The organism is Chryseobacterium soli, from assembly GCF_000737705.1.
In the GTDB taxonomy this organism is placed as follows: domain Bacteria; phylum Bacteroidota; class Bacteroidia; order Flavobacteriales; family Weeksellaceae; genus Chryseobacterium; species Chryseobacterium soli.
Window position 1 is genome coordinate 516,187 of sequence record NZ_JPRH01000003.1, and the last position, 20,721, is coordinate 536,907.

Consider the following 20,721-nt stretch of genomic DNA (forward strand, 5'->3'; position numbering starts at 1 on the left):
TTTTAAAACCAGTAAAAACACAAACCAATGACGTACCAAGAAGCTTTAACAGAAAAACGTGAAACAGAACGAGAATTAAAAGAAGGCCAGCCAGCCGCTACACTTATAATTGCCCCACAATTAATTAGCGATCAAAAAGAATTTATGGCATTTTATACAGAAGATAATTATAAGGATGATCTTTGTTTACTATTTTCGTCAGACGACCAATATACCGTTCTCATTAGTATTAAATAATAAAATCCGACCCAATATTAACCTGCCTTTCCGGCAGGTTTTCTTTTGTAATATATTTTATAATCGGTTCAGCATCTACCTTTATCATTTTAGTGCAGTTCGCTTTTGTGTCGTCGATAATAGTTGTTTCATATTCATAAACGGTTACAATAACATTGCCATGATCCAGGTCGTCCTCGTCGGCAACTTTTTTCATTTCACTGAATTTTGTACCGCTTAATCCCTCCAGCGCAGCATCTACCTTTTCGTTGAGATCAAAGAAAACCAACGCCAAATCCTGATCAATACTTCCCGTATAGCTTTCTGCATAATTCTCACAAATGACACGCACGCGAATGGCTCCTTTTCCCTCCTTAATTCCATTCCCGATGTCTGACCACTCAAAGCGCATAAAAGCGATTAAAACTGCCGGTTTGGGTATCAACAGAACATTTTCTTTTTCCGCCTGTCCGCGGTCTTTATCAATATAGATCAGTTCCTCCACCTGCATTTCCAGGTGGTCGGTTATTTCTTTAAATACAATTCCTTTTATACTCATAACAATGCTTTTTTAAGTTCTGATACGATCATACGATCCAGTGTTTTTTCCAAAGCTTTTGAATCGCCGATGAATTTTCTTTGCGGTATTTCTATATGCGTTTTTTTGGTAAGGGCGAGCCACATCCAATACTCTTTGCCGGTCTCTTTATATTTTGCCCAAAAGAACCGGCGTATCTTGGGGGTGATCAGGATTTTCCCGCCTTCATTATGGATCTTTGCATAATGGTTGTGATTTCCGATTCCCACCGTAACACGGGACTGAGAAACCTGTATTTTTTTAATTTCCCGACGCGTGTTTCCGGATCTTACCATGGTGGCACGTGCACCGGGATACGTGCTTTTTTTCCATCGTTGGAAGGGAACGTCTACAAAGCCACCCACCTTAAAATTTCTTTTAAAGAAATTCACCATAGTAATGGCAGCTTTCTGCGGAATCGTTCTTTGAAAATTCCTATACTTTGTTCTGAGTCTGTCAAACTCCTGTGCGTTATTATTAGGCATTGGCTCTTATTTCTATGTCGGCGATCGCCTCGTTAAATATTTCTTCTATTATTTTTCTGATTTCCTGCGGGTTTTCTTTGATATTGGTGGTTTTAATGGTCAGCTCCTTTACAAAAGACTGAATATTGAAAATCATTTTTTTGCCATCGCCTCCGGCCCCCGAACCTGACAAGGAATTCTTTGTCTTATCCTTTTTAGCTTTCGCATCTGCACCCGCAGAAGGAGCTAACCCCGCAGAGGGTTTTCCGCCCGGCGGTGCCAAACCAGCCGGAGGCGTAATGCCCGCAGTAGTGACCTCGTTTTTAGTGGTGATTTTAACCGCTTTTTTAATGGGTTTTTCAAGCTCCTTATTCCAGCCGTCATAAGCCCCGCCCACGGCATTCGGTATCAGTTTTGCGGTGTCTTTTACCACATTAAAACCTTTGGAAAGAGCCGACTTTATTTTATCCGTATCAAGCGTGAAAATTCCTACCAACAAATCGCCTACCCCTGAAAGGATATTAACGGCAATGTTCCGGATACTTTTAAATACAGACTGAACTACACCCACCAGGGAATTTAATAATCGCTGTATCCAGATTGTTTTTTTACCCCAATCCAACACCGCGTTAATAATGCCAAGTATGGCATCAACCGCTTTAAAAACAACGCCAATTACTGCCCCCAGTATTTGTCCCGCATAGCCAATAGCCGGTGAGATCAATTCCCAAGCCCATGTTAAAATCCCGATGACATTAGAAAGGAATCCAGCCACATTTCCTGATTCATACATGGCCATTATATTTTCCATGAGTGCAATACGGACATAATTAAATGCCTGAGTAACCCCCCCAAGAATTTTTCCGATCAGCTCAAAAAGCGGGGTTAAAAAGGTAATAACACCACCGATCCCTTCCATTGCGAGTTTAGCGAGATTGGTATCCCCGGAAAGCTGAATAAAACCATTGTTTTTGATCGCATCCACAACCGGCTGAAAAGCGTCTGCCACTCCCATGAGCGCATTTTTAACCGGCTCGGTATAATTCATCATATCAGAAAGGAAGCTGAAAAGGAAATTTCCGGCATCCAATACCCCAATGATAAGCGGTCGGAATGTTTCTCCTGTTTTGAGTTTAAACTGTGTTAAGGCGTTTTCCTGTCTGTTGATCGCCGACTGCATGGAATTCATCGCGGCCGGTAACCCGCCCTCAAAAGTACTCTTCAGCTCCTTTGCAAATTTTGGAAGGAAATCCTCTGCCATGATCTGGCCGCTGTCTAGCATTTTGTTAAACTCCACCTGTGTTAACCCCATCGACCGCGCTGCAATTCCGAGTGCTCCCGGAATCCTTTCCCCTAATTGCCCCCTGAGTTCCTCTGCTGAAACTTTACCTTTGGAAGCCATCTGAGAAAGTGCCAAAAATGCGCCCTCACTTTGTTCTGCCGATAAATTCATTACTGAGGCGGCAATTCCGACCGCCTCGAAAATATCCCGTGTTCCCTGTCCTTCAAGGGCGGTACCTTTTAAAGATCCGGTCAGCGTCTGAAATCCTTTGTAGGAAGATTCCATATTGAGGTTAAGGTCTTTTATCGTGGTATCCAGAAATGCAATGTTTTTGGCACCCTCCTGACCGGAAGCAAAGACAATGGCATTTTCCATTCCCTCGAATTTGGAAGTAATACCGGTGACCTCTTTTCCAAAGCTGATGACAGCTCCCACCGACAACGCGGCAAGAATAGCGAGACCGGCAGTTTTAGCATACTGAGTCAAATTACTGAAGGTACTTTGTCCGGTGTTTCTTAATCTTCCAATACCGCGGTTGGTGGTATTAACGGCATTATCCAGCCCCTGCGTTTCGGTCCTTGCTCGACTGATTCCGTTACTAAAGGAACGATCGATCATATCTAAAGCATACTGTAAACCGCTCATTGTATTATCATTAAATTGTTATTATTTTTTTGGTGTGGAGACCAAGAGACCTTTGCGGACTGTGTCAACATCGGAGACCATCTCAAAATCAGTCACTTTAACAGATTGGGTGGTGACCTTAAAAGCTCCGTCCTTATAAAACCGTATAAATACGGACTGTGGAATGTCCCCTGAATCGCTCCAGAATATTTCGTCCGGATTTGTTAAGGTGTCCCTGAGTTGGGTAAACACTTCATCATTCATACCGGCCGTTTCCGCGTCCACCCAAACCGGTAGATTTTCGGAAGTAACGATTCTCGCCATTCCCGTATCATCAATATGGCTTTTAATGGTCACCCCTTTTTTAGGATAGGAATGTTTTTTAACCTGTGCCCAATCTGAAAGCCCATAATCGGTAATTCCCAAATCATCTACATTGATCGGAGCTGAGTCTTTAGGCAGCTTTCTTAAATAGCTTTGTGCCTTGGTAAAGATTTCGTCACTATCTCCCCAGTTGACATCAAAGCCCTGTTTCTGCATCCTTTCCCAACCGTCGGGATCAGTTTTTACAGCATCCTCAAAACTTGTAATTTCCCCGTCGTAATCATCGAAAATGTCCAGGGCATCCGTCCTGCATTTGAAATGCAGAGGCGGTAAAAATTTCCATGAATTTTTATCCCTTTTATCAAAAACTTTTCCATCCAGACTATTACAGATTACCGTTGTTCTTTCATCCCGAATCGCATCTAATTTCCAGAAAGGGGCGATTTCCATGTCGTCCATCATTTCCAAATATCTCGCTGCCATATTAGAAGTGGCATTGGCATGATCCCATTCGGTTTGCAGATGCAATTCCTTATACGTTGGAAATATTGATTTAACCTTATTCCTGAAGTCATTAAAATTTTTAACCTCCGGAGACTTGAGCATCTGATTGAGCTCGTAGACTTCCGCCTGTGTTTTATCCACGCCAAAGCGGTGTATATTATCCATCCAAGCCCGCATCCTGCGGTGGTCAGTACTGTCAAAATCGAAATCGATTTTTCCAAACCCTTGCTTTATGGCATCTAACAATGGACTGTGTGACGCTTGAAATTCGTTGTAACTCCAGTTGATAGAATCCGGATTATTATACAACTGATGCAGAAAATTTTCTTCCTCAGGAGATAAGTCTCTGACATTTGCTGGAGCTTTCGGTTCAGCCCCACAACCAGCGTTTTGACTGTAGGGCAAATTAAAATTTCCGGATTTGTTCTCTGGTGGTGGGTTTGTATCTTCAGGTTTCGGTTCATTAATTTCTCCGACAATTTCAACGTCCAGCTCGGTTTCGATCTGTTCCTTTTTAATTGTATAGCCTAAATCTTTTACCCCTTTGAAAATTTCAAGGCGTTCTTTAGGCGATAATTTTACGTTATCGTTCCATACACATTGATCGGTTTCGTCAAAAGGATAGCCGAGCTCCCGAAGCCACGGCAGAACATCATCATTGATAAAAAACATGACGAAGGTTTCATCATCCATGGTAATAAGCTTTTGAGTACTGTTGATAATTTCCCCTGTTTTGGCACGGCTTCCAGTATCCTTTGAAGTTTCAGAGTTTCCATCAAAAAGATGCGCCAGTTCTTCGTTACAGGCTTTTCTTTTTTCGTTAAATACATTGAAGCTGTCGCGGCTGTTGGATTCCTTAATGTCAATTTCCACACCTTCCGGAAATCTTGCCCATCCGGCGGAACCCAAATCCTTTAACCATTTGTCTACCTCTTTTTTTACCCTTGGATCGGTAGAAGCCACTTTAGCGGTACGCATCGGAATTCCGAACATTTCCTCGAATTCATCCCAGTTTTGCCAAGAATGCTTTTTAAATATCCATAATGGGATCGCCTTATTTAAAAGCCCTATCGAATGCTCATGATGTACCCAAAGCGTCCAGCGTTTCAGATTCCCGTCACGGAAATTTTCTCCGTGCAGATCAAAAGGGTTGATTAATATTTCGGTAGTTTCCGGGACAATGTGATCCCTGTATATAAAAGACAGGTTTTTGATAAACCCGTTTTCGTCCAGTTCCTTTGGGTACATTAAGGTGTAGCCAAAATAAATGCTATCGAGGGTGTATTTGATCAGGTTTTTAAACCACAATTTTTGAAGCAGCTTTGTCTTATCCTCATTAATTTCTCCGTCCAGTTCCATAACAGCCACCGCCTTATTGGAAACCCTTAATTTTCGGGTGTCGGAACGTCCGAAAATAAAAGGGTCGTCCAAGACTTCCTCCATAATATCAATGAGTGGTTTACGGCGTGGGATGAGCGGATCTAATGCCGCCGCCCTTGCCATTTTCCAGTCTCTTATTTCCTTATTATATAAGGTACGCTGGCGTTTAATGGCATCCACCATCTGAGTGACGGCATTTTCATGGTCTTTGTCTTTACTGCCGCCAAAAGTATTGGTTAAAAAATCGGTAACTGTTGATAAGTTAAATTTCATGTACATGGTATTTAATAGCGTTCTGAATATCTAGGGTTGCTTCCAAACTCAATAATCTGGCTGCCGGTTCCTTCGCCGTTTTCTCCTTCGTCAGGCTTTTCCGGCAGGTCCGGGGAAATATCTCCTTTGGCAACGGCTTTGAGCCAGTCTTTGGCCGCATTGTACCGAATGATCCGTAATTCAGGAATCACGTCTCCGGCCTTATTAGAGTGTAAATGATAGATCACAATATCTACCATATACAGGATGATCAGGGCGTTCCGGTTTTCGCCGGTTGCCGAGAATATCTGCGCTACATTGTAACGCTGGCGGAGATAGCCTTCCATTTCCGCCTGCGAGGCAAGTTCTGCCTGATGTCTGACATCTTCTTTTCGCTGGATAATAATTTGCTTGATCCAGTTTCGGATCTGTACTTCGTAATCGGTTTCTATTAAAAAAGGCATAGCGTAAAAATTTTAGTAGGTGTTTTCTTCGTCTCTTTCATGTTTCCCAAGGCTCAGGGCATCCTGTTCTAAATCCTCGGCATCTAAAAACTGGTGCTGGTCTAAATAGAACCACGCTCCCTCGTCAGCATCCGGTGCATCATCTGCGGTATTATAACCGGGTTCAATTCCTTTGAGCTGCAAGTTTCCTTCGACCATATCCGGATCGTGCTCTTCCTCTACATTATAAATAACATTGCCGGATGAATATTCCGGCTCCATTCTCACCATACGGGTGTATTTGTTGGGCTTTTTCCGTTCGTCAGTTAGAACACTTAAGGGATATTTGAGTTTTTTACAAACCCGGCGGAGGGCTTTTTTTACCGGTCGGGTATAAAACTGTTTTTCCATATACCAGATAATTCCAACACCTGGGGGCAGGTCTTTTTCAACTTTAATCATCCACTCGAAAACGTCCTCCAGCTCACACCTTCGGGTAAAGCGCTTAATACAGAACCGCTTGAACCGGTTCTGTCCCCAAAGGGAAACCGCCTTAAAATCTGAGGTCTGGTTGTTTTCAAAACTCGGATCAAAATACCCGATGATAATATCCATTTTGGCGAGGTGCGGAAGTTTGGCAAACCTGAAATATTTGTTTTTAAAGATTTTCCCTTCAATATCCGTTTCGTGAAAAAATTCCTGTTTTGCCAAAACAGGACCGGCACGCTGAATTTTCCGTAAGAGTTCCTGTAAAGAATACCGTTGCCACCACGCCGGTCTTCCATTTTCAATGGCTTTAACTTTCGAATGATAAATACCTTCTCTTTTTTTAGCTCCGGGTTTGGTATCACCGACGATATTGGCAAGGATCGAATTATGATGAATACGGTTGCCACCCATGGCAAAACGGGCCCCTTTAATACTCAGTGCAAAATACATCGCCCCTAATATTTTCTTAACAATTTTATCTACACGCTTAGGATTATGTACAATATCGTCATCGTCTACATCATCCACCACGCCGTAATTGGGACGCTTTTCGTTTTCCCTTGCTCCCCTTGGCGACTGATCCCGTCCAAAGGCCAGAAAACGGATTCCTTCTTTCGTGGTAAAATCCCCGTCTTCCCATGATCCGAAATTATACTGCTCCCCAAAGTCGTGGGCAAATAATTTGTTGGATTGCAGCTGCGCCTGAAGATCGGATAAAAGGTTACAGGCATCATCTTCGTTTTTACCCATCAGCAGCATTCCGGTTAATTGTTTATGGGCAATGAGCCACATCGGAATAATGATAGTAAGGTGAACGGATTTTGCGTGTTCCCTTGCCCATTCGGCGATTCCAAAGAAATTGGGATCAGCAAGACAGGCATTCGCAAAATCAATATGAAAGTCGGCACAGTCGGCATCAGCGTAAATATCAAAATAGGTGGTAACAAAATAATTATATTCGGTTAAGGCTCTTTTAATCCGTATTTTTTGCAGCTCCTCGGTATCATTAAAAGCAACAGCGGTGCTATTCTGAACCTGAGCGCAGAACTCCAGCCATTCGTTATAATCCCTTCTGGTAATATTCGTTGCAGACATTATTTTTCACCGATTTTAAAGTCAACATATTTTTTCTGTAACAGGTTGACCTCCTTCGCCAGTTCTGCATCCTGAGTAAAAGCATAGGTTGTAAAATCCTTAAATACATTGATGATCTGGCTTACCGTTACTTTCTTATTCGAAAGTTTTTCAATACTGTTGGCAATCTGAATTATATCATTGGGTTTACTTTTCGGATCTTCACTCAGCGCATGTGCCTTTTTATACAGGTTCTCAATAATTTTCCGGGCAGTAACGGTTGATGCACTTTTAAGCATCTCCCAGTCACCTTCGATTTTCCATTTTCCCAAGGTCTTTTCGGTAACATGAATAATCTCCGCGATTTCTTTCTGTGTTTTATCGGTCTCCAAAAACAAGTCCTGTGCAATGGCATATTTCTCGTCATTGGTCAGCCTTTTTCTCTCGTTCATTCCTTATATATATGTAACAAAGTTGCTTTATATAGGGGCTTTACGGAAGCTCGCTATTAGGGACTGCATGAAAATATACAATCACTACACGAAAATATTTAGCCGCTAACCGCTAGCTTTTTTCCGGCTGTTTTTAAGTCAATCTTTGTCCTAACAAAATCAAAGAAATGTCCCATAAACCCTTTCATTATGAAGTCAAAAATCAGGTAGCAGGAGCGGCCGAGATATTACTCTATGGATTTATCGGAAGATGGGAGGAATTTGACTATCCACGATTTCAAGGCGTTTTCAGGGAATCATTGAAAGCCAATAAGGAATTGTCGATCCGTGTGCATTGCGGCGGTGGTTCTGTCTTTGAAGGACTCGCAATTTATGATCTGATCCGCGCCTCTGACTGTGAGGTAACGGTGATTATTGAAGGAATGGCAGCATCCATGGGATTTGTTATTGCCCTTGCCGGTGATGTTATTATGATCAATGAAAATGCATTCGGAATGGCACACGCCGTGAAAGGCGGTATTTATGGAAATAAGCAGGAAATGCTCAATTATATTGACCTGATGGATAGCTGCGAAGACAGGCTCCGTAACATCTTTAAGGAAAGAACAAAAGCCGATGCCGAAACGATTGAGGGATGGCTGGTTTCGGGAAAAGATTTCTGGCTATCAGCGGAAGCCTGCCTTGAGCTGGGAATTGCAGATCAAATAGTAAAGCCTACCAAACAAAGAAAAACGTCCGAACAGGACGCAGAAAATATTACGAATAAAACGCCGGAAGAAGCCTTTGAATGTTTCAATCTCTATCCGGAAGAACTACCGGAGGAAATTATAATAAATCAACATACTGACATGAAAAAAGAAGCGATTTTAGCCACCTTACAAGCGGCAGGATTGGCGGGGGCACTGACCGCCTCGTCTTCAGATAACGACTTTGAGAATCATTTAAAAGACATTGTAAACAAAGCCAATAAAGCTGATTCCCTCAAAAATGAATTGAAGGAATTTAAAGAAGCCCAGGCGGAAACTTTGATCTCTAATGCCTTGAAATCCGGTAAAATTTCCAACACCGAAAAAGAAGACTGGAAAAAACACGCGCTGGAAAATTTTGCCTTAGTGGCAAAATCACTGGAAAGAATGTCCGGCAAGCCCGATCCTAATGGAAATCTTGAAAGACAAAAACCGCCGGTGGACGGCGCAAAACACGAGCTCTTAACCGGTCGTGACAGCTGGAGCTATTCAGACTGGCAGACGAAAGATCCTAAAGGATTAGAAACGCTTCACGAAGAAGCCACCGAAGAATTTGAAAAATTGTTTAACGCAGAATTTAATTAATCCCCATGCCAGATTTAATAGACGGGTTATACCTTAACCAATTTGTGGCTCCGCAATTACTCAAGGAGTTCAAAAACTATAACGATAAGTTTATGTCGGCGTTGGAGCCGGCACCTAAAGGAGCTTTAACAGCGGATGGTCTTCGTCAGAATAAGCTGATCAATAACGTAGGGTTTTATGTCAATAATACCGCTCCGTTTACCGCTAAAAAAATGACGGGTAAAAACAATATTATCCCATGGGATAAACTCGATACCGACCCTACAGAAGTAACGAATGCAGAAGTCAGGGCATTGGTTTTTGATAAAAGAGCCGAAGTCCGCGTTAAGCAGTCCCAGGCGTTCAGAATCGGTGTCCGTGATTATTGTATGAACAAGCTCGCACCGGCGCAGCACGTTTCAGGATCAATGCCCGTACTGAGAACTACAGGAGGGGTGGTCAACGGCAGAAAAAGGCTGACTTTTCAGGACATGATCAATTTCTATCATGAAATTGAAACCCTGAATTTAATTGACGACGACACCGCGGAAGTTCCCAACTCATGGAATATGATCCTGAATATGGAACACAGAGCCGATTTAATGGTGGATAAAGCCGGAACGGCCAACCACAGGGACAATCTGGAATTTGATAAAGACACCGGAGAGTTCAAAAGGTTCTATAAAATGAGAATGTGGGAAAATAACGCGGCTCCGCTGTATTCTGAGGCGGGCGATCTTAAAGCAAGGGGCGCAATCAGGGAGGACGGCGACCAATACGCCTCAACATTTTTCTATGCTCCCAATACGGTATATCATTTAGAAAATTTACTGATCCTCTACAAACCGGAATATCAGGACACCAGAAACGCCGATCCGACTTCTGAATTAAGAATACAGTCTTACGGTTTGTGTGATAAAAAACAAGAATACGGCTTCGGAGCCCTTGTTTCCGAAAACGCCTAATGATAAAGCTCATGAGAAGTATACGATATATAGCCGTGCATTGTACCGCTACGCAACCGACCGCGACAGTGTCATCAATCCAGAATTACTGGAAAAACGAAAAAGGGTGGAAAATGCCCGGCTATCATTTTCTCATCAAAGCGGATGGCGAAATTGTGAATTTGTTGTCGGTTGACAAAATTTCCAATGGGGTAAAAGGGTATAATTCCATATCGGTCAATGTCTGCTATATCGGCGGTATTGATCCCAAAGGAAAGCCTAAAGATACCCGGACTCCCGCTCAAAAAGAAAGCTTACTTACCCTATTAAAACAACTGAAAAAACAATTTCCAAACGCCTTGATACAGGGACACCGGGATTTTCCGAAAGTGGCAAAAGCCTGTCCCTCATTTGATGCAAAAACGGAATACAAATCAATATGAATTAAACCATGGCCAATAAAAAGAAATTTCAGGAGAAAGCCAATGCGCTTTTTGAAAAGTATCCTCAGGAAAATAAAATTTTCATTTCGGAAAACGGGCAATGTTTTTTTGATGAAAAAGCCTCAAAAGATTATCACGGTTTAAAAGAGTTTGACAGCGAACCGGAAGTCTTTTTTCGTGAAGGGTTTGAGGACGAGGATGATTCGGATCTACAGGAGACTTTGCACCAGTCTGAGCTGGCAAGAATGGCTTTAACGGGTATTGTGGAAGAAATTGCCATCGTCTGTGATCTTGACCAGGACTACGAACCGGCAAATACCGAAACGGATGAAACGCTTACTTCAGTCATTATTCTTCGCGAGAAATACGTCATAACCCAGAAGCAACTCACTGAAGCCAACGCCAAACTGGAGGAACTCTCAGGACTGGCTGCGGAAAACGAAAATTTACAACAACAGCTGGAAGCTGCCAATAAACAAATTGAGGCTTTTGGCACCACCAATAACACTATTAAAACAAGGAAAAATGCGTCCCAGACTCATAGTACAGAAACTTAACGGAGGATTAGGAAGAAGAAATCCTTCAGCGGATATGGTGACCGGCAGCGTGATGAACGCCATTGCCACTTCCAAAATGGTCCTGGGAACTATCTACACACTTAAAAATATTCAGGAAGTAGAAGCACTTGGTATTACTCCGGAATATGATGAGATTAATAAGGTACTCGTGTACGAAAGACTGAGAAGGTTTTTTGTTCATAACCCCTCAATTACCGTGTATTTTATGCCCGTCGCTCAAGGCGTTACCCTTACCCAGATGGTGGATAAAGATAATAACTATCTCGCTAAATTATTAAGGGATAAAGCCGGAGAAATTGTTCAGGCTTGTGTTTCATTAAACCCTGCTGAAGACTATACACCCACCATAGAAACAGGACTCGACAAAGACAGTATTGATGCCATTTATAAGGCGCAGGCGTTGTCGGACTCTGAATGGGCGAAAGACCGCTACTGCGAAATGTATATCGAAGGCAGAAGCTTTTCAGGAACATCGACTGCGGCTCTAAATTTAAGAATGCTTACGAATGAATGCCCGGATATATCTATTGTCATCGGTGCCGATTATCAAATTTCCAATCGTGATGCTCTATACAAAGGATATGCAGCTGTTGAAGATTATACGGCTATGGTTTCTAAGGCAGACGTTTCGCAAAATGCAGGGGAACAAATTAATGATTTTAACCTGACGAATGCCAGTGAGAAAACCTTTATTGTTCCCGGACTAAGTTCCGGTAACAAGCTGAGCGACTATTCGGATACGGATTTGGATAATCTGGACGAAAGAGGCTATATATTTTTTGCCCCAATTGTCAATCTGGGAGGAATTTCTTCGACCGCAGGAATCTTTATCAACGATACGCATACCTGTGACAAAATTACTTCCGATTATGCGTATGGGGAAAATAACCGAAGCATTAAAAAAGCGATCAAGCTGGCCAAGGCGGCATTAGCCCCAAAAGTGAAAGGGCGTTTGTACGTCGATGAAAGCACCGGATTTATGGCACCTGAAACCGTAAAAGATTTAGAAACCATCACCAAAGTTTCACTCGATCCGATGGTGGCAAACGGTGACATCAGCGGCGGCGTGGATGCCTATATCAATCCTGAACAGAATGTACTGGCAACGAGTGAATTTGAAGTGCTTTTAACGTTTATTCCGGTGGCTATCGGCAGAAGGATCACCTTAAAAGTAGGATTCAGAAACCCTTTAAAAACGAATTGAACATGACGACACAGACGAGAATAAACGGAAAATACAGGAATTATGGAAATGTCAGGATTACCGCTTTCGGTGCCACTTTTTCAGGGGTTGGAAAAATTGAATACAAAAGAACCGACGCTATCGAACCCGTAAAGGTTGTGGGGACAACCAAGCCGATCGGATATACACAGGGCGACGAAACCTACGAAGGGAGCATTTCTTTAATCAGCGAAACGGTGGACGCTTTACAGGCAAAACTTCCAAAAGGAAAAACACTTCAGGATATTCCGCCATTTCCGATTACGGTTTCATATGTGGATGATGCGGGACTGCAAGTCTGCCACGTTCTTTACGGCTGTAAATTCAAAGAAAACGGAAGGTCCGCAGAAGCCGGAAACAACGGTGCCATCTTCGTGGAAAGTCCTTTATATATTCATGATATAGACTTCGCCGCATAATGGATCGCCAGGCACTCAGGGACCAATGCAAAGAAATGGGCATTCCCTTTACATCTAAAGATAACAACGCACAATTAACAGAGAAAATACGAAAAATGAAAATGTCAATCGAAACAAAAGAAGGCCATATTACACCGGAACAAATAACAGAATGGAAAAAGAAACTGAAAGTTGATAAGCTCCATAAGCTTACCGTAAAAGACAAGGACGGTAATGCGCTGGTGGGATATTTAAAACCGCCGGGCCGGGAAATTAAAGCCACTGCGCTTTCCATGTATTCCCAAAATAAGATTTTAGAATGCGGTGAGTTTATCCGGGATAACTGCTGGCTCGGTGGAGATGAAAGGTTAAAAATGGATGGTGACATTGCCGATACGGCAGCCATTCAGGCATCCGGAATTATTAAGTTCCTGGAAGCGGAACTGGGGGAAGTCTAGGGCTTCCTATTATTCAGGAAGCCGGATTTGATTTTATCCGTAAGGTTAACGCTCTGCTCAGTTACCATTTTAATATTCCATTTCCTGAAGAACTGGACGATCATACGTTCTGGAATAAATGGCAGCAGCTAAAATGGGCATTGTGGTTTGAAAGTAAAAGGTATAACGCAAAAGAAGGAGAAAGTGTCGAGATATAATATTAATGTTAAAGAATTGATCAGGCAGCATTTCCCGTTCAAACTAGGGTTTGCGACACAGGCCGTTGCCGACAAACTTTTTAATGGGTTTGACGACTTGCAGGTGCTTCCGACCTATAATGAGCTGACTAAAGTTTCTGTAATGGGAACACCGGTATGGGATTTTATAGACCTGAGACCTTCTTATATTGAAGGAACGGGGGAACAGTTCGGGGGATATTCTTTTCCATTGGAAACAACCATCGAACCGATACGGCCTAAAAAAATCGTGGAAACCGATATTTTCGGTCGTGACGGAAATGTTGAGGAGTTGATCGCGCTGGACGACTGGCAGCTTACGATAAGGGGGCTTATCATTAATTATGAAAGTACCGATTACCCGGAGCAGAAAGTTAAAGAGCTTCAAAGGATATGTGAATTAAAAACTTCACTACTGGAATGTGAAGGAGCGCTGTTAACGATGCTGGGCATTCATTATATGAGCATTCATAAACTCACCTTAACACCCTCGATCGGCTATTCCCATATTCAGGCTTTTGAGATTGAAGCAAAAAGTAAAATCCCCTTTATAATTACACCCTAATGGTACCCTGTATTGAAATTCTCATCGGAAAATTAAAGTTTACGGCGGCAACAGAAATTACGATTAAAAAAGGCTGGAAAAACTTTACGGATACGGCAACGATTAAACTCCCCAAGGCCATCTATTATGATGATAACGGAAATTTAAAACCGGTTGAACATATCGGAAATTTTATAAAAGTGGGTCATAAAGTCGAAATTAAGCTGGGCTATAACCGCCAGTTATTTACTGAGTTTATCGGCTATGTGGCAAGGTCTCCACGGATTAACATTCCCTATGAGCTCATCTGTGAGGATGAAATGTGGCAGCTTAAACGAAAAGAAGTGAGTGTTTCTATTAAAAATGCCGCGGTCAGACAGATTATTGAGGCAGTCGCTCCGGGGTATGACCTTGATTGTATCGACGAACTCTACGGCGACTTTTCCATGAAGCAGACCACGGCAGTAAAAGCATTTAATGAACTTCAGGAGAAAGCCGGGATCTATACTTTTTTCAGAGACGACCGTCTGGTTTGTGGTAAAATCTACTCCGATGAAAAAGTCTCCAAAAAACAACCGGTTTTTGAATACTGCGAAAATATTATTGATCATAACCTGCAATATATTTTTCCTGAAGAGGCGAAAGTAAAGATTTACGCAAAAAGCATTAACAAAAATGGTGAGGTCATTAATTATGAAACAGGTGAAGAAGGTGGCGACATTGAACATTGGACAGATAGAGACGGATTGAATAAGGATGAGCTTAAGAAGCGAACAGATAATAGGCTTAAAAATCTGAAAACAAGAGGTGGTTACAAAGGTACCATTACTTCATTTGGCTGGCCTCGTGTAGAGCATGGACAAGTGGCTCAGGTCATTGATAAAAAATATGACGAAAGAAATACTAAAAATTTCGTGGATGAAGTAGAAATCAATGTCACCGCAAATGGCGGCTTCAGAAGAACTTTAGATATAGGAAAAACATACAGGGATGGAGAGCTTAAAACTATTACTTAATCGATTTCCAGTGGTTATTGATACCGCAAAAGTAATCAAAATTGAAAACGATTACTGCCAGGTTGCCGCCATTGATGATAAAAAAGAATTTTTTGATTGTTCCATTAATGCAGTTGTTGAGAATAAAACAGATAAACTCATAATTGTTCCTAAAGTAGGAAGCTTAGTAACAATAGGAATTTATAAAAAAAATAATAAGGCGGTGATTCTTTCCGTCAGTGAGGTCGAAAAAATTGAGTTCAGGAATGATAAATCAGATTTCACTTTCGATAGTAGCGGCTTCCAGTTTAACCGAGACGGCGAAAATTTAAAAGAAGTTCTCAATCAGTTTCAGGAAGGATTCGGAAAGCTGTGTGACGAGGTGGCAAAAGTAGTGGTATCCATTGGGGTAACGCCTGACGTTCCCGCAATCATGCAGATCAAAAATGACATTGTTAATGCCAATAAACAGGCATTAAACAAAATATTAACCTAAAAATATGATGGATATACTTTTAAACGACGAAAACGATATTTCTATTGTAAACGGGGATTTTCAGATTGGAAGTTCCGAGCAGCAGGAAATTGAAAGCATACTTATTGCCTTTAAGGGGGAATTTAAAAATACGCCTCTTTTGGGTGCTGAAATGCTCAGATTGCTAAAAGCAAGAAATACCAGACAAGGCATCACCCGTGAAGTCAACGAACAGTTGAAATATGACGGCTTCCAAAATATTGATTTCAAAATTGAAGATGCCGAAAATTTCACCATAAACGCTCAGAGAAATGGCACTTGATAAACCGCAATTAATAAGTAGGCTTACAGCCATTTTTAGCAAGCCCAAAACAACAAGTAATGTAGATATTGCCGCTCAGGAGTTGGCAGATGCAATAGAGGAATATGTTAAAAGCGGAACCGTGACCGGAGTTTGCCCTCCTAATGGCGGAGCGTTAACACAGGGAAAAGTAACGTAATGAAAGAAATTATTTTAAATAATCAATCGATTCTGGACATCGCATTACAGCATACAGGAACTGTAGAGAATTGCTTTGCCATCGCTATTGCCAATGGCTTTTCTGTTTCGGATATAGTATCAGCAGGTAATCCCGCCGAAATCCCGGAAGATGTACAGAAAAATACGGATGTGCTGAATGAGTATACGGCAAAAAAAATACAGCCGGCAACGGCAGCAACAGGAGACCAAAACAATGAAATACCGACATTCAAAGGCATAGGATATATGCAGATTGGAAATTCTTTTAAAATAAGCTAAAATGAATCGGACACTACAGGAAATTATAGGGTTAATTCTATCATTAAAAGAGACTAATCCTTTTTTACAGGTGCTCAGTTCTCCCTCAAAAACGGCGGTTTGGCGTAATATTATGGAAGCTGTGGCCTTTATGATTTTCAACTTTCAGGAAGCTGTAAATCTTCACATGAAAGAAATAGATGACAAAATAGCCAATCAGAAAGTCCCGCGTTTGCCATGGTACAGAAATGAAGCACTTCGCTTTCAGTATGGCTTTGACTTAATCCCTGAAACAGATCAGTTTTCATCCACTTACGAAGATAACGGCGTACAAATCGAAGCAACGCCGGAGCAGGTTGAAGCTTCAAAAATCATAAAATATGTCGCCGTAACCCGCAGCAAATCCAATACCGGTAAAATTAAAATTTCCATGAAGATTGCGGGCGAAAATACGGACGAAGTCCTTTCAGACGAAAAAGCCCTGGCATTCAAAAAATTTATTGAAGAAATACAGGCAGCCGGTGATGATATTGTAATCTTGAACTTTTTGCCGGATATACTGAAGCAGGATATTGAAATATGTTATGATCCTTTGGTATTGCTTCCCAACGGAATGAGTATCGTAAGCGGAAAGTTTCCGGTACGGGATACAATCAGCCGTTTTTTACTGAATCTTCCTTTTAATGGGGAGCTAAGTGTTCAAAAACTTCTGGAAGAAATTAAGGCTACGGAAGGCGTTATTGATCTGAACAAATTGAATATACAGAGCAAATGGATTGAGCCAGGCGTTGGGTACGGACAGTTCCAGCCGATTACAATCAGCCGAATTCCAAAGTCCGGAAGATTTAAGATAGAAGACTGGAGCGGGATTACCTATATCAATTATCAACCTCAGGAATAATGGATCAGTTATTTAAAATCAATTTCAAACAATTAGCGTTGTGGTGGATTCCTACCTTCAGGAGAAAACCGATAACTCTCAATTATCTGTGGTGTCTACTCTTTCCTTTAGAGTCGATGTATATCGAATTTCTGAGAAAAAGAAAGCAGAACCTCATTAAAATGAATTTCAATTATCAAAAATATTCGGTGCAAAGAAGACTTAATGATCTATTTGACCCCATAGAACGGAGAATTAAAATTGTTAAAGCGGTACAGTATGAAGGTGTTTATCTCTACACAGAGGCAGAGGATGATGTACAACATTCTAAAATGCAATGGCTGTATGATAGCGGTAACCCAATTTATATAAGAACAGAGGCGGAATTGTACAGTGAATACGATTTTATCGTAGAAATACCGAATACGGCAATTAACCCATTACAGTTAAAGGCAGAGATAGATTTTTATATCCTGCAAAGCAAGCAATATCAAATCGTAATCATTTAATCATGAAACCTGCATAAGGTTCCATCTGACCATAAAAAAAGATAAAAATTACAGATGAAATATATTTTCAAATTTTTACAGACGGGCGGTGTACCATTGACAAATGACCTGATGGCTCTTATTGAGGAGGCGTACGGAATATTTGAAGTGTTAGGTGATCTTTCGGGAAGCCTTACCATACTTTCCGGCTGTGAGATCATCGGAACGAATGTAAGTCCGGGAGTATTGGCTATTGAAGGTAAGTTATATTATTTTGAGGGGGGGTCCATTGTACCTACTGTTTATATCCATACCGAAGAGATACAAAAAACTTTTGAAGACCAAACGACAAAAACACTCATCGAAAAAAAGATTGTGCGTTTCGGAAATGGAAATCCCAATTATAATTGGGCAGATTTCATCAAGTTAAAAACCCTTAAGGAAATTCAGGAGAAAGTAGAAAGCAGTGCTTCTCAGGATGATCTTGAAGCTTTGGAAGATCGTGTACAACTTTTAGAACTTAAAACAGCCCCAATTATCAACGGTGGGATTGTCTGGGCTTGGAGAAGACCGTTTGACGAAATTCCGGAAGGCTGGAAAGAATGTATTGATCTCAGGGGAAAAACATTGGTGGGTCTCGATCCTGATGATCCCGATTTTGCGACATTAAATGCAAGCTTTGGAAGTAAAACACATAAGCTTACCATATCCGAAATACCTATACACGATCACGCTACCGCAGAATATGCGGGCCCTCCCGGTCAGAATGGTAACCATTTATCAGCATCAACCAACGGCGCGTCTTCTGCAAAAACAGCAACAACCGGGGGAGACCAGCCTCATAATAATGTGCAGCCTTCACGAATCGTAAATTTTATAGAACCTAATTTTCAATAATAATGTCTACACCATTACATACAATACTGAGCTGGTATGAGGACGGAGACTTTCCAACACAGGAACAGTTTGCCGCTTCATGGTCTTCGTTCTACCATAAAGATGAATTCATCCCTATGGATAAGGTCGACAACCTCAATGCCAAATTGCAGGACAAAACAGATAAATTGGTATATCAGGCCCATTTAACCAATGTGGATGCCCATAATACCACATTGGCTAAATTAGATGCATCCAACCTTAATGATATAAATATTCAAGCATGGAAAATTATTTTAGGCGTTGGAGATCTTCCTCCCAATATTGCCACGGTAGATGATCCGCCTAATAATGTGTACGGGAATGTGTGGAGTAAACAGCAAAGTGATGCCCTATATATGGTTCTTACAGATTTTGTTTCTAATGGTAAGATTATGGCTTCCAAAATTGAAGCATTGGGGCTTACTGAGCTTATTTCCGTGACACAAACTTCTTTGTCTGCTTTTATGGCAAACAATGCCAGTTATCCGTATGAGAAGAACGACATGATTGCTATTCCGGACGGAGCTGGAAATTATAGCCTGTACATTTACAAAGGGGGAACCAAAACCGTTTCCGCCAATTACATTCCTACCGGACTCACCAATATTACTATTGCGATGGTTCAGGGGTTACAAGCGGCTTTAGATGCGAAACTTGACAAACCGAGCACAGCAGGAAATTATTTTATCAACAGAACCGGAACTACTACGGGGTATAGACTCATTAATCCCGCTTCTAATTACCTTTTATTTTGGAATGGCTCCGACTTTACGGCTTCAGATGTCTACAATAATTTAGGTAAATACGGAGTAGGCACAACAACCCCCAGTGAAATGCTTCATTTGAATAATGGCAGAATTCGTTCTAAAGCGGTTGTTTTAGACGATAATACGGAGACATTGAACAATCAGATTACTTGTTATAATAGAAAGCTTTTATTTACAGATAGTACTGGAACTAAAAAAACGGTATTAATGAAAGAGGATCTGGCTAGTGAATTTGTAACGATTCCCAGTCAACTCAATGATACACAAAAAACAGCTTGGAAAACAGAAATGAACGGCGGTTGGACTACAAACACGATGAGCGTAACCGCTGTTATCCCGCCTGTAGTGGAAAAAGATACTGTCAACCTATCTAACAATGATAACGTAAATATAACCTTAGAAGGGGCAAATCTGAACCTGAACCCTGCTAATTTTACGGTTAGCATATGCACCGGAACGTCTACTGCGGGCAATGTGACAATTTTGGAAACGATTAACAATAATAAAGTCACTTTGTTGAATGCCAATTATATAAATTTTTTCCTAAATGTAAACAACTACCAAGGGGACTACAAGATTTTATTATTTAACGGAGTAGCAACGTATTTAACAGATATTTTTACTATTTCTTCTTCTGTTAATCGTGTAGACCTTACAGCTATATCATGGTCTAATAAAACACTAAACAATGTTGCCTCGCCTAACATGGCATTAATAAGTAACGGTTTTAAGTCATTCCCTGATAGTAATGTCGCACCTGTTGCGTTATCCTCTCAAATAATCCATAAAGTTAAAACCGTCCAGCCTTTATTCAATGCAGGGGATAATTTTTACTTAGAAATAATAGTCTCAATTACTAATTATTTAGGAGCTAATAGTTCATTTGAGGCTGTAGGACTCTCATCTACGAATGTAGTTAATGATTTATCAAATGATTTGATTGTGTTGTCTCTTTATCAGTTTGACGGCGGTTCTAATGGTAAGTTCATAGATAATCCAACTTTCAATTATACAGGAACACAAGTGTTTAGAATTATATTTATCAAGAAAGGTAATGTTATCATAAAAAGGACTTATGCGAGATTAAACAACGCAGATATCGTTTATCAGGTGCAGTCTAGCATATCGCCCGGATTAGACCTATATTTTGGTGGTGTAGTAACATCAAATGACAATGCAAACAAAGGGCTGTCATCACAAATAATAAAAGCATATAAATTTTAAAAA

Annotated in this window: 25 protein-coding genes; 18 read left to right on the forward strand and 7 right to left on the reverse strand. The window is 41.2% G+C overall.

All coding sequences use genetic code 11. The features are described from left to right. Positions 1 to 27: 27 nt before the first annotated feature. Entirely contained in the window at positions 28 to 237 is a 210-nt protein-coding gene (locus IW15_RS09750; protein ID WP_034710868.1) for a hypothetical protein, read from the forward strand. Here the strand turns inward: IW15_RS09750 and IW15_RS09755 are convergent. The 7 genes from IW15_RS09755 to IW15_RS09785 are packed head-to-tail and all read right to left on the reverse strand — an operon-like array spanning position 230 to position 8,081. Continuing rightward, positions 230 to 775, reverse strand: coding sequence for a hypothetical protein (locus IW15_RS09755; protein WP_034710869.1), 546 nt, complete (start codon positions 773 to 775; stop codon positions 230 to 232). The two genes, IW15_RS09750 and IW15_RS09755, sit on opposite strands and share 8 nt — an antisense overlap. Continuing rightward, positions 772 to 1,278 carry a phage virion morphogenesis protein gene (locus IW15_RS21975; protein WP_051881890.1) on the reverse strand — a complete coding sequence of 169 codons (507 nt, stop codon included), beginning with the start codon at positions 1,276 to 1,278 and terminating at the stop codon, positions 772 to 774. Before IW15_RS21975 ends, IW15_RS09755 begins: the two co-directional genes overlap by 4 nt. Beyond that, positions 1,271 to 3,184 (reverse strand): tape measure protein, encoded by a 1,914-nt coding sequence (locus IW15_RS09765; RefSeq protein ID WP_034710871.1) that lies wholly within the window; start codon positions 3,182 to 3,184, stop codon positions 1,271 to 1,273. Before IW15_RS09765 ends, IW15_RS21975 begins: the two co-directional genes overlap by 8 nt. Positions 3,185 to 3,205: 21 nt before the next feature. Further along, on the reverse strand, positions 3,206 to 5,644 hold the full coding sequence (locus IW15_RS09770) for a phage portal protein family protein (RefSeq protein ID WP_034710873.1): 2,439 nt from the start codon (positions 5,642 to 5,644) through the stop codon (positions 3,206 to 3,208). 11 nt (positions 5,645 to 5,655) lie between these two features. After that, positions 5,656 to 6,087, reverse strand: a complete 432-nt coding sequence (locus IW15_RS21980; protein ID WP_051881892.1) for a phage protein Gp36 family protein — start codon at positions 6,085 to 6,087, stop codon at positions 5,656 to 5,658. A 12-nt stretch (positions 6,088 to 6,099) separates the two neighbouring features. Beyond that, positions 6,100 to 7,650 (reverse strand): hypothetical protein, encoded by a 1,551-nt coding sequence (locus tag IW15_RS09780; protein WP_034710874.1) that lies wholly within the window; start codon positions 7,648 to 7,650, stop codon positions 6,100 to 6,102. Beyond that, positions 7,650 to 8,081, reverse strand: a complete 432-nt coding sequence (locus IW15_RS09785; protein WP_034710876.1) for a hypothetical protein — start codon at positions 8,079 to 8,081, stop codon at positions 7,650 to 7,652. Before IW15_RS09785 ends, IW15_RS09780 begins: the two co-directional genes overlap by 1 nt. 167 nt (positions 8,082 to 8,248) lie before the next feature. Here IW15_RS09785 and IW15_RS09790 point away from each other — a divergent pair, with 167 nt between their 5' ends. The 17 genes from IW15_RS09790 (at position 8,249) to IW15_RS09870 (ending at position 20,718) form a co-directional block, all read left to right on the forward strand. Beyond that, positions 8,249 to 9,412 carry a head maturation protease, ClpP-related gene (locus IW15_RS09790; protein WP_034710879.1) on the forward strand — a complete coding sequence of 388 codons (1,164 nt, stop codon included), beginning with the start codon at positions 8,249 to 8,251 and terminating at the stop codon, positions 9,410 to 9,412. A gap of 5 nt (positions 9,413 to 9,417) precedes the next feature. Next, positions 9,418 to 10,356, forward strand: coding sequence for a hypothetical protein (locus tag IW15_RS22765; RefSeq protein ID WP_034710881.1), 939 nt, complete (start codon positions 9,418 to 9,420; stop codon positions 10,354 to 10,356). A gap of 11 nt (positions 10,357 to 10,367) precedes the next feature. Continuing rightward, complete coding sequence (locus IW15_RS09800) at positions 10,368 to 10,778, forward strand: N-acetylmuramoyl-L-alanine amidase (RefSeq protein ID WP_034711097.1); 411 nt, start codon at positions 10,368 to 10,370, stop codon at positions 10,776 to 10,778. Between the two features lie 8 nt (positions 10,779 to 10,786). Then, the gene (locus IW15_RS09805) at positions 10,787 to 11,335 is read left to right on the forward strand and encodes a hypothetical protein (RefSeq protein ID WP_034710883.1); all 549 of its coding nucleotides are present in this window, start codon (positions 10,787 to 10,789) and stop codon (positions 11,333 to 11,335) included. Continuing rightward, a complete protein-coding gene (locus IW15_RS09810; RefSeq protein ID WP_034710884.1) occupies positions 11,304 to 12,560 on the forward strand; it encodes a DUF2586 family protein in 1,257 nt (418 codons plus the stop codon). The genes IW15_RS09805 and IW15_RS09810 overlap by 32 nt, the downstream gene beginning before the upstream one ends. Positions 12,561 to 12,562: 2 nt before the next feature. Further along, positions 12,563 to 12,997, forward strand: coding sequence for a hypothetical protein (locus tag IW15_RS21985; protein WP_051881895.1), 435 nt, complete (start codon positions 12,563 to 12,565; stop codon positions 12,995 to 12,997). A 95-nt stretch (positions 12,998 to 13,092) separates the two neighbouring features. Beyond that, the gene (locus IW15_RS09820) at positions 13,093 to 13,434 is read left to right on the forward strand and encodes a hypothetical protein (protein WP_131368537.1); all 342 of its coding nucleotides are present in this window, start codon (positions 13,093 to 13,095) and stop codon (positions 13,432 to 13,434) included. 183 nt (positions 13,435 to 13,617) lie between these two features. Further along, on the forward strand, positions 13,618 to 14,214 hold the full coding sequence (locus tag IW15_RS09825; protein ID WP_034710889.1) for a DUF6046 domain-containing protein: 597 nt from the start codon (positions 13,618 to 13,620) through the stop codon (positions 14,212 to 14,214). After that, positions 14,214 to 15,209, forward strand: a complete 996-nt coding sequence (locus tag IW15_RS09830) for a hypothetical protein (RefSeq protein WP_034710891.1) — start codon at positions 14,214 to 14,216, stop codon at positions 15,207 to 15,209. Before IW15_RS09825 ends, IW15_RS09830 begins: the two co-directional genes overlap by 1 nt. Then, complete coding sequence (locus IW15_RS09835; protein ID WP_034710893.1) at positions 15,184 to 15,684, forward strand: hypothetical protein; 501 nt, start codon at positions 15,184 to 15,186, stop codon at positions 15,682 to 15,684. Before IW15_RS09830 ends, IW15_RS09835 begins: the two co-directional genes overlap by 26 nt. A 4-nt stretch (positions 15,685 to 15,688) precedes the next feature. Continuing rightward, positions 15,689 to 15,985, forward strand: coding sequence for a hypothetical protein (locus tag IW15_RS09840; RefSeq protein WP_034710896.1), 297 nt, complete (start codon positions 15,689 to 15,691; stop codon positions 15,983 to 15,985). Beyond that, the gene (locus IW15_RS09845; protein ID WP_034710899.1) at positions 15,975 to 16,163 is read left to right on the forward strand and encodes a hypothetical protein; all 189 of its coding nucleotides are present in this window, start codon (positions 15,975 to 15,977) and stop codon (positions 16,161 to 16,163) included. The genes IW15_RS09840 and IW15_RS09845 overlap by 11 nt, the downstream gene beginning before the upstream one ends. Next, positions 16,163 to 16,462 (forward strand): hypothetical protein, encoded by a 300-nt coding sequence (locus IW15_RS09850; RefSeq protein WP_034710902.1) that lies wholly within the window; start codon positions 16,163 to 16,165, stop codon positions 16,460 to 16,462. The genes IW15_RS09845 and IW15_RS09850 overlap by 1 nt, the downstream gene beginning before the upstream one ends. A 1-nt stretch (position 16,463) precedes the next feature. Continuing rightward, entirely contained in the window at positions 16,464 to 17,342 is an 879-nt protein-coding gene (locus tag IW15_RS09855; RefSeq protein ID WP_034710904.1) for a hypothetical protein, read from the forward strand. Then, positions 17,342 to 17,830, forward strand: a complete 489-nt coding sequence (locus IW15_RS09860) for a hypothetical protein (RefSeq protein WP_034710907.1) — start codon at positions 17,342 to 17,344, stop codon at positions 17,828 to 17,830. The genes IW15_RS09855 and IW15_RS09860 overlap by 1 nt, the downstream gene beginning before the upstream one ends. Positions 17,831 to 17,884: 54 nt before the next feature. Beyond that, complete coding sequence (locus IW15_RS21990) at positions 17,885 to 18,706, forward strand: phage baseplate protein (RefSeq protein WP_051881896.1); 822 nt, start codon at positions 17,885 to 17,887, stop codon at positions 18,704 to 18,706. Between the two features lie 2 nt (positions 18,707 to 18,708). Beyond that, positions 18,709 to 20,718, forward strand: coding sequence for a hypothetical protein (locus IW15_RS09870; RefSeq protein ID WP_034710910.1), 2,010 nt, complete (start codon positions 18,709 to 18,711; stop codon positions 20,716 to 20,718). The last annotated feature ends 3 nt before the right edge of the window (positions 20,719 to 20,721 follow it).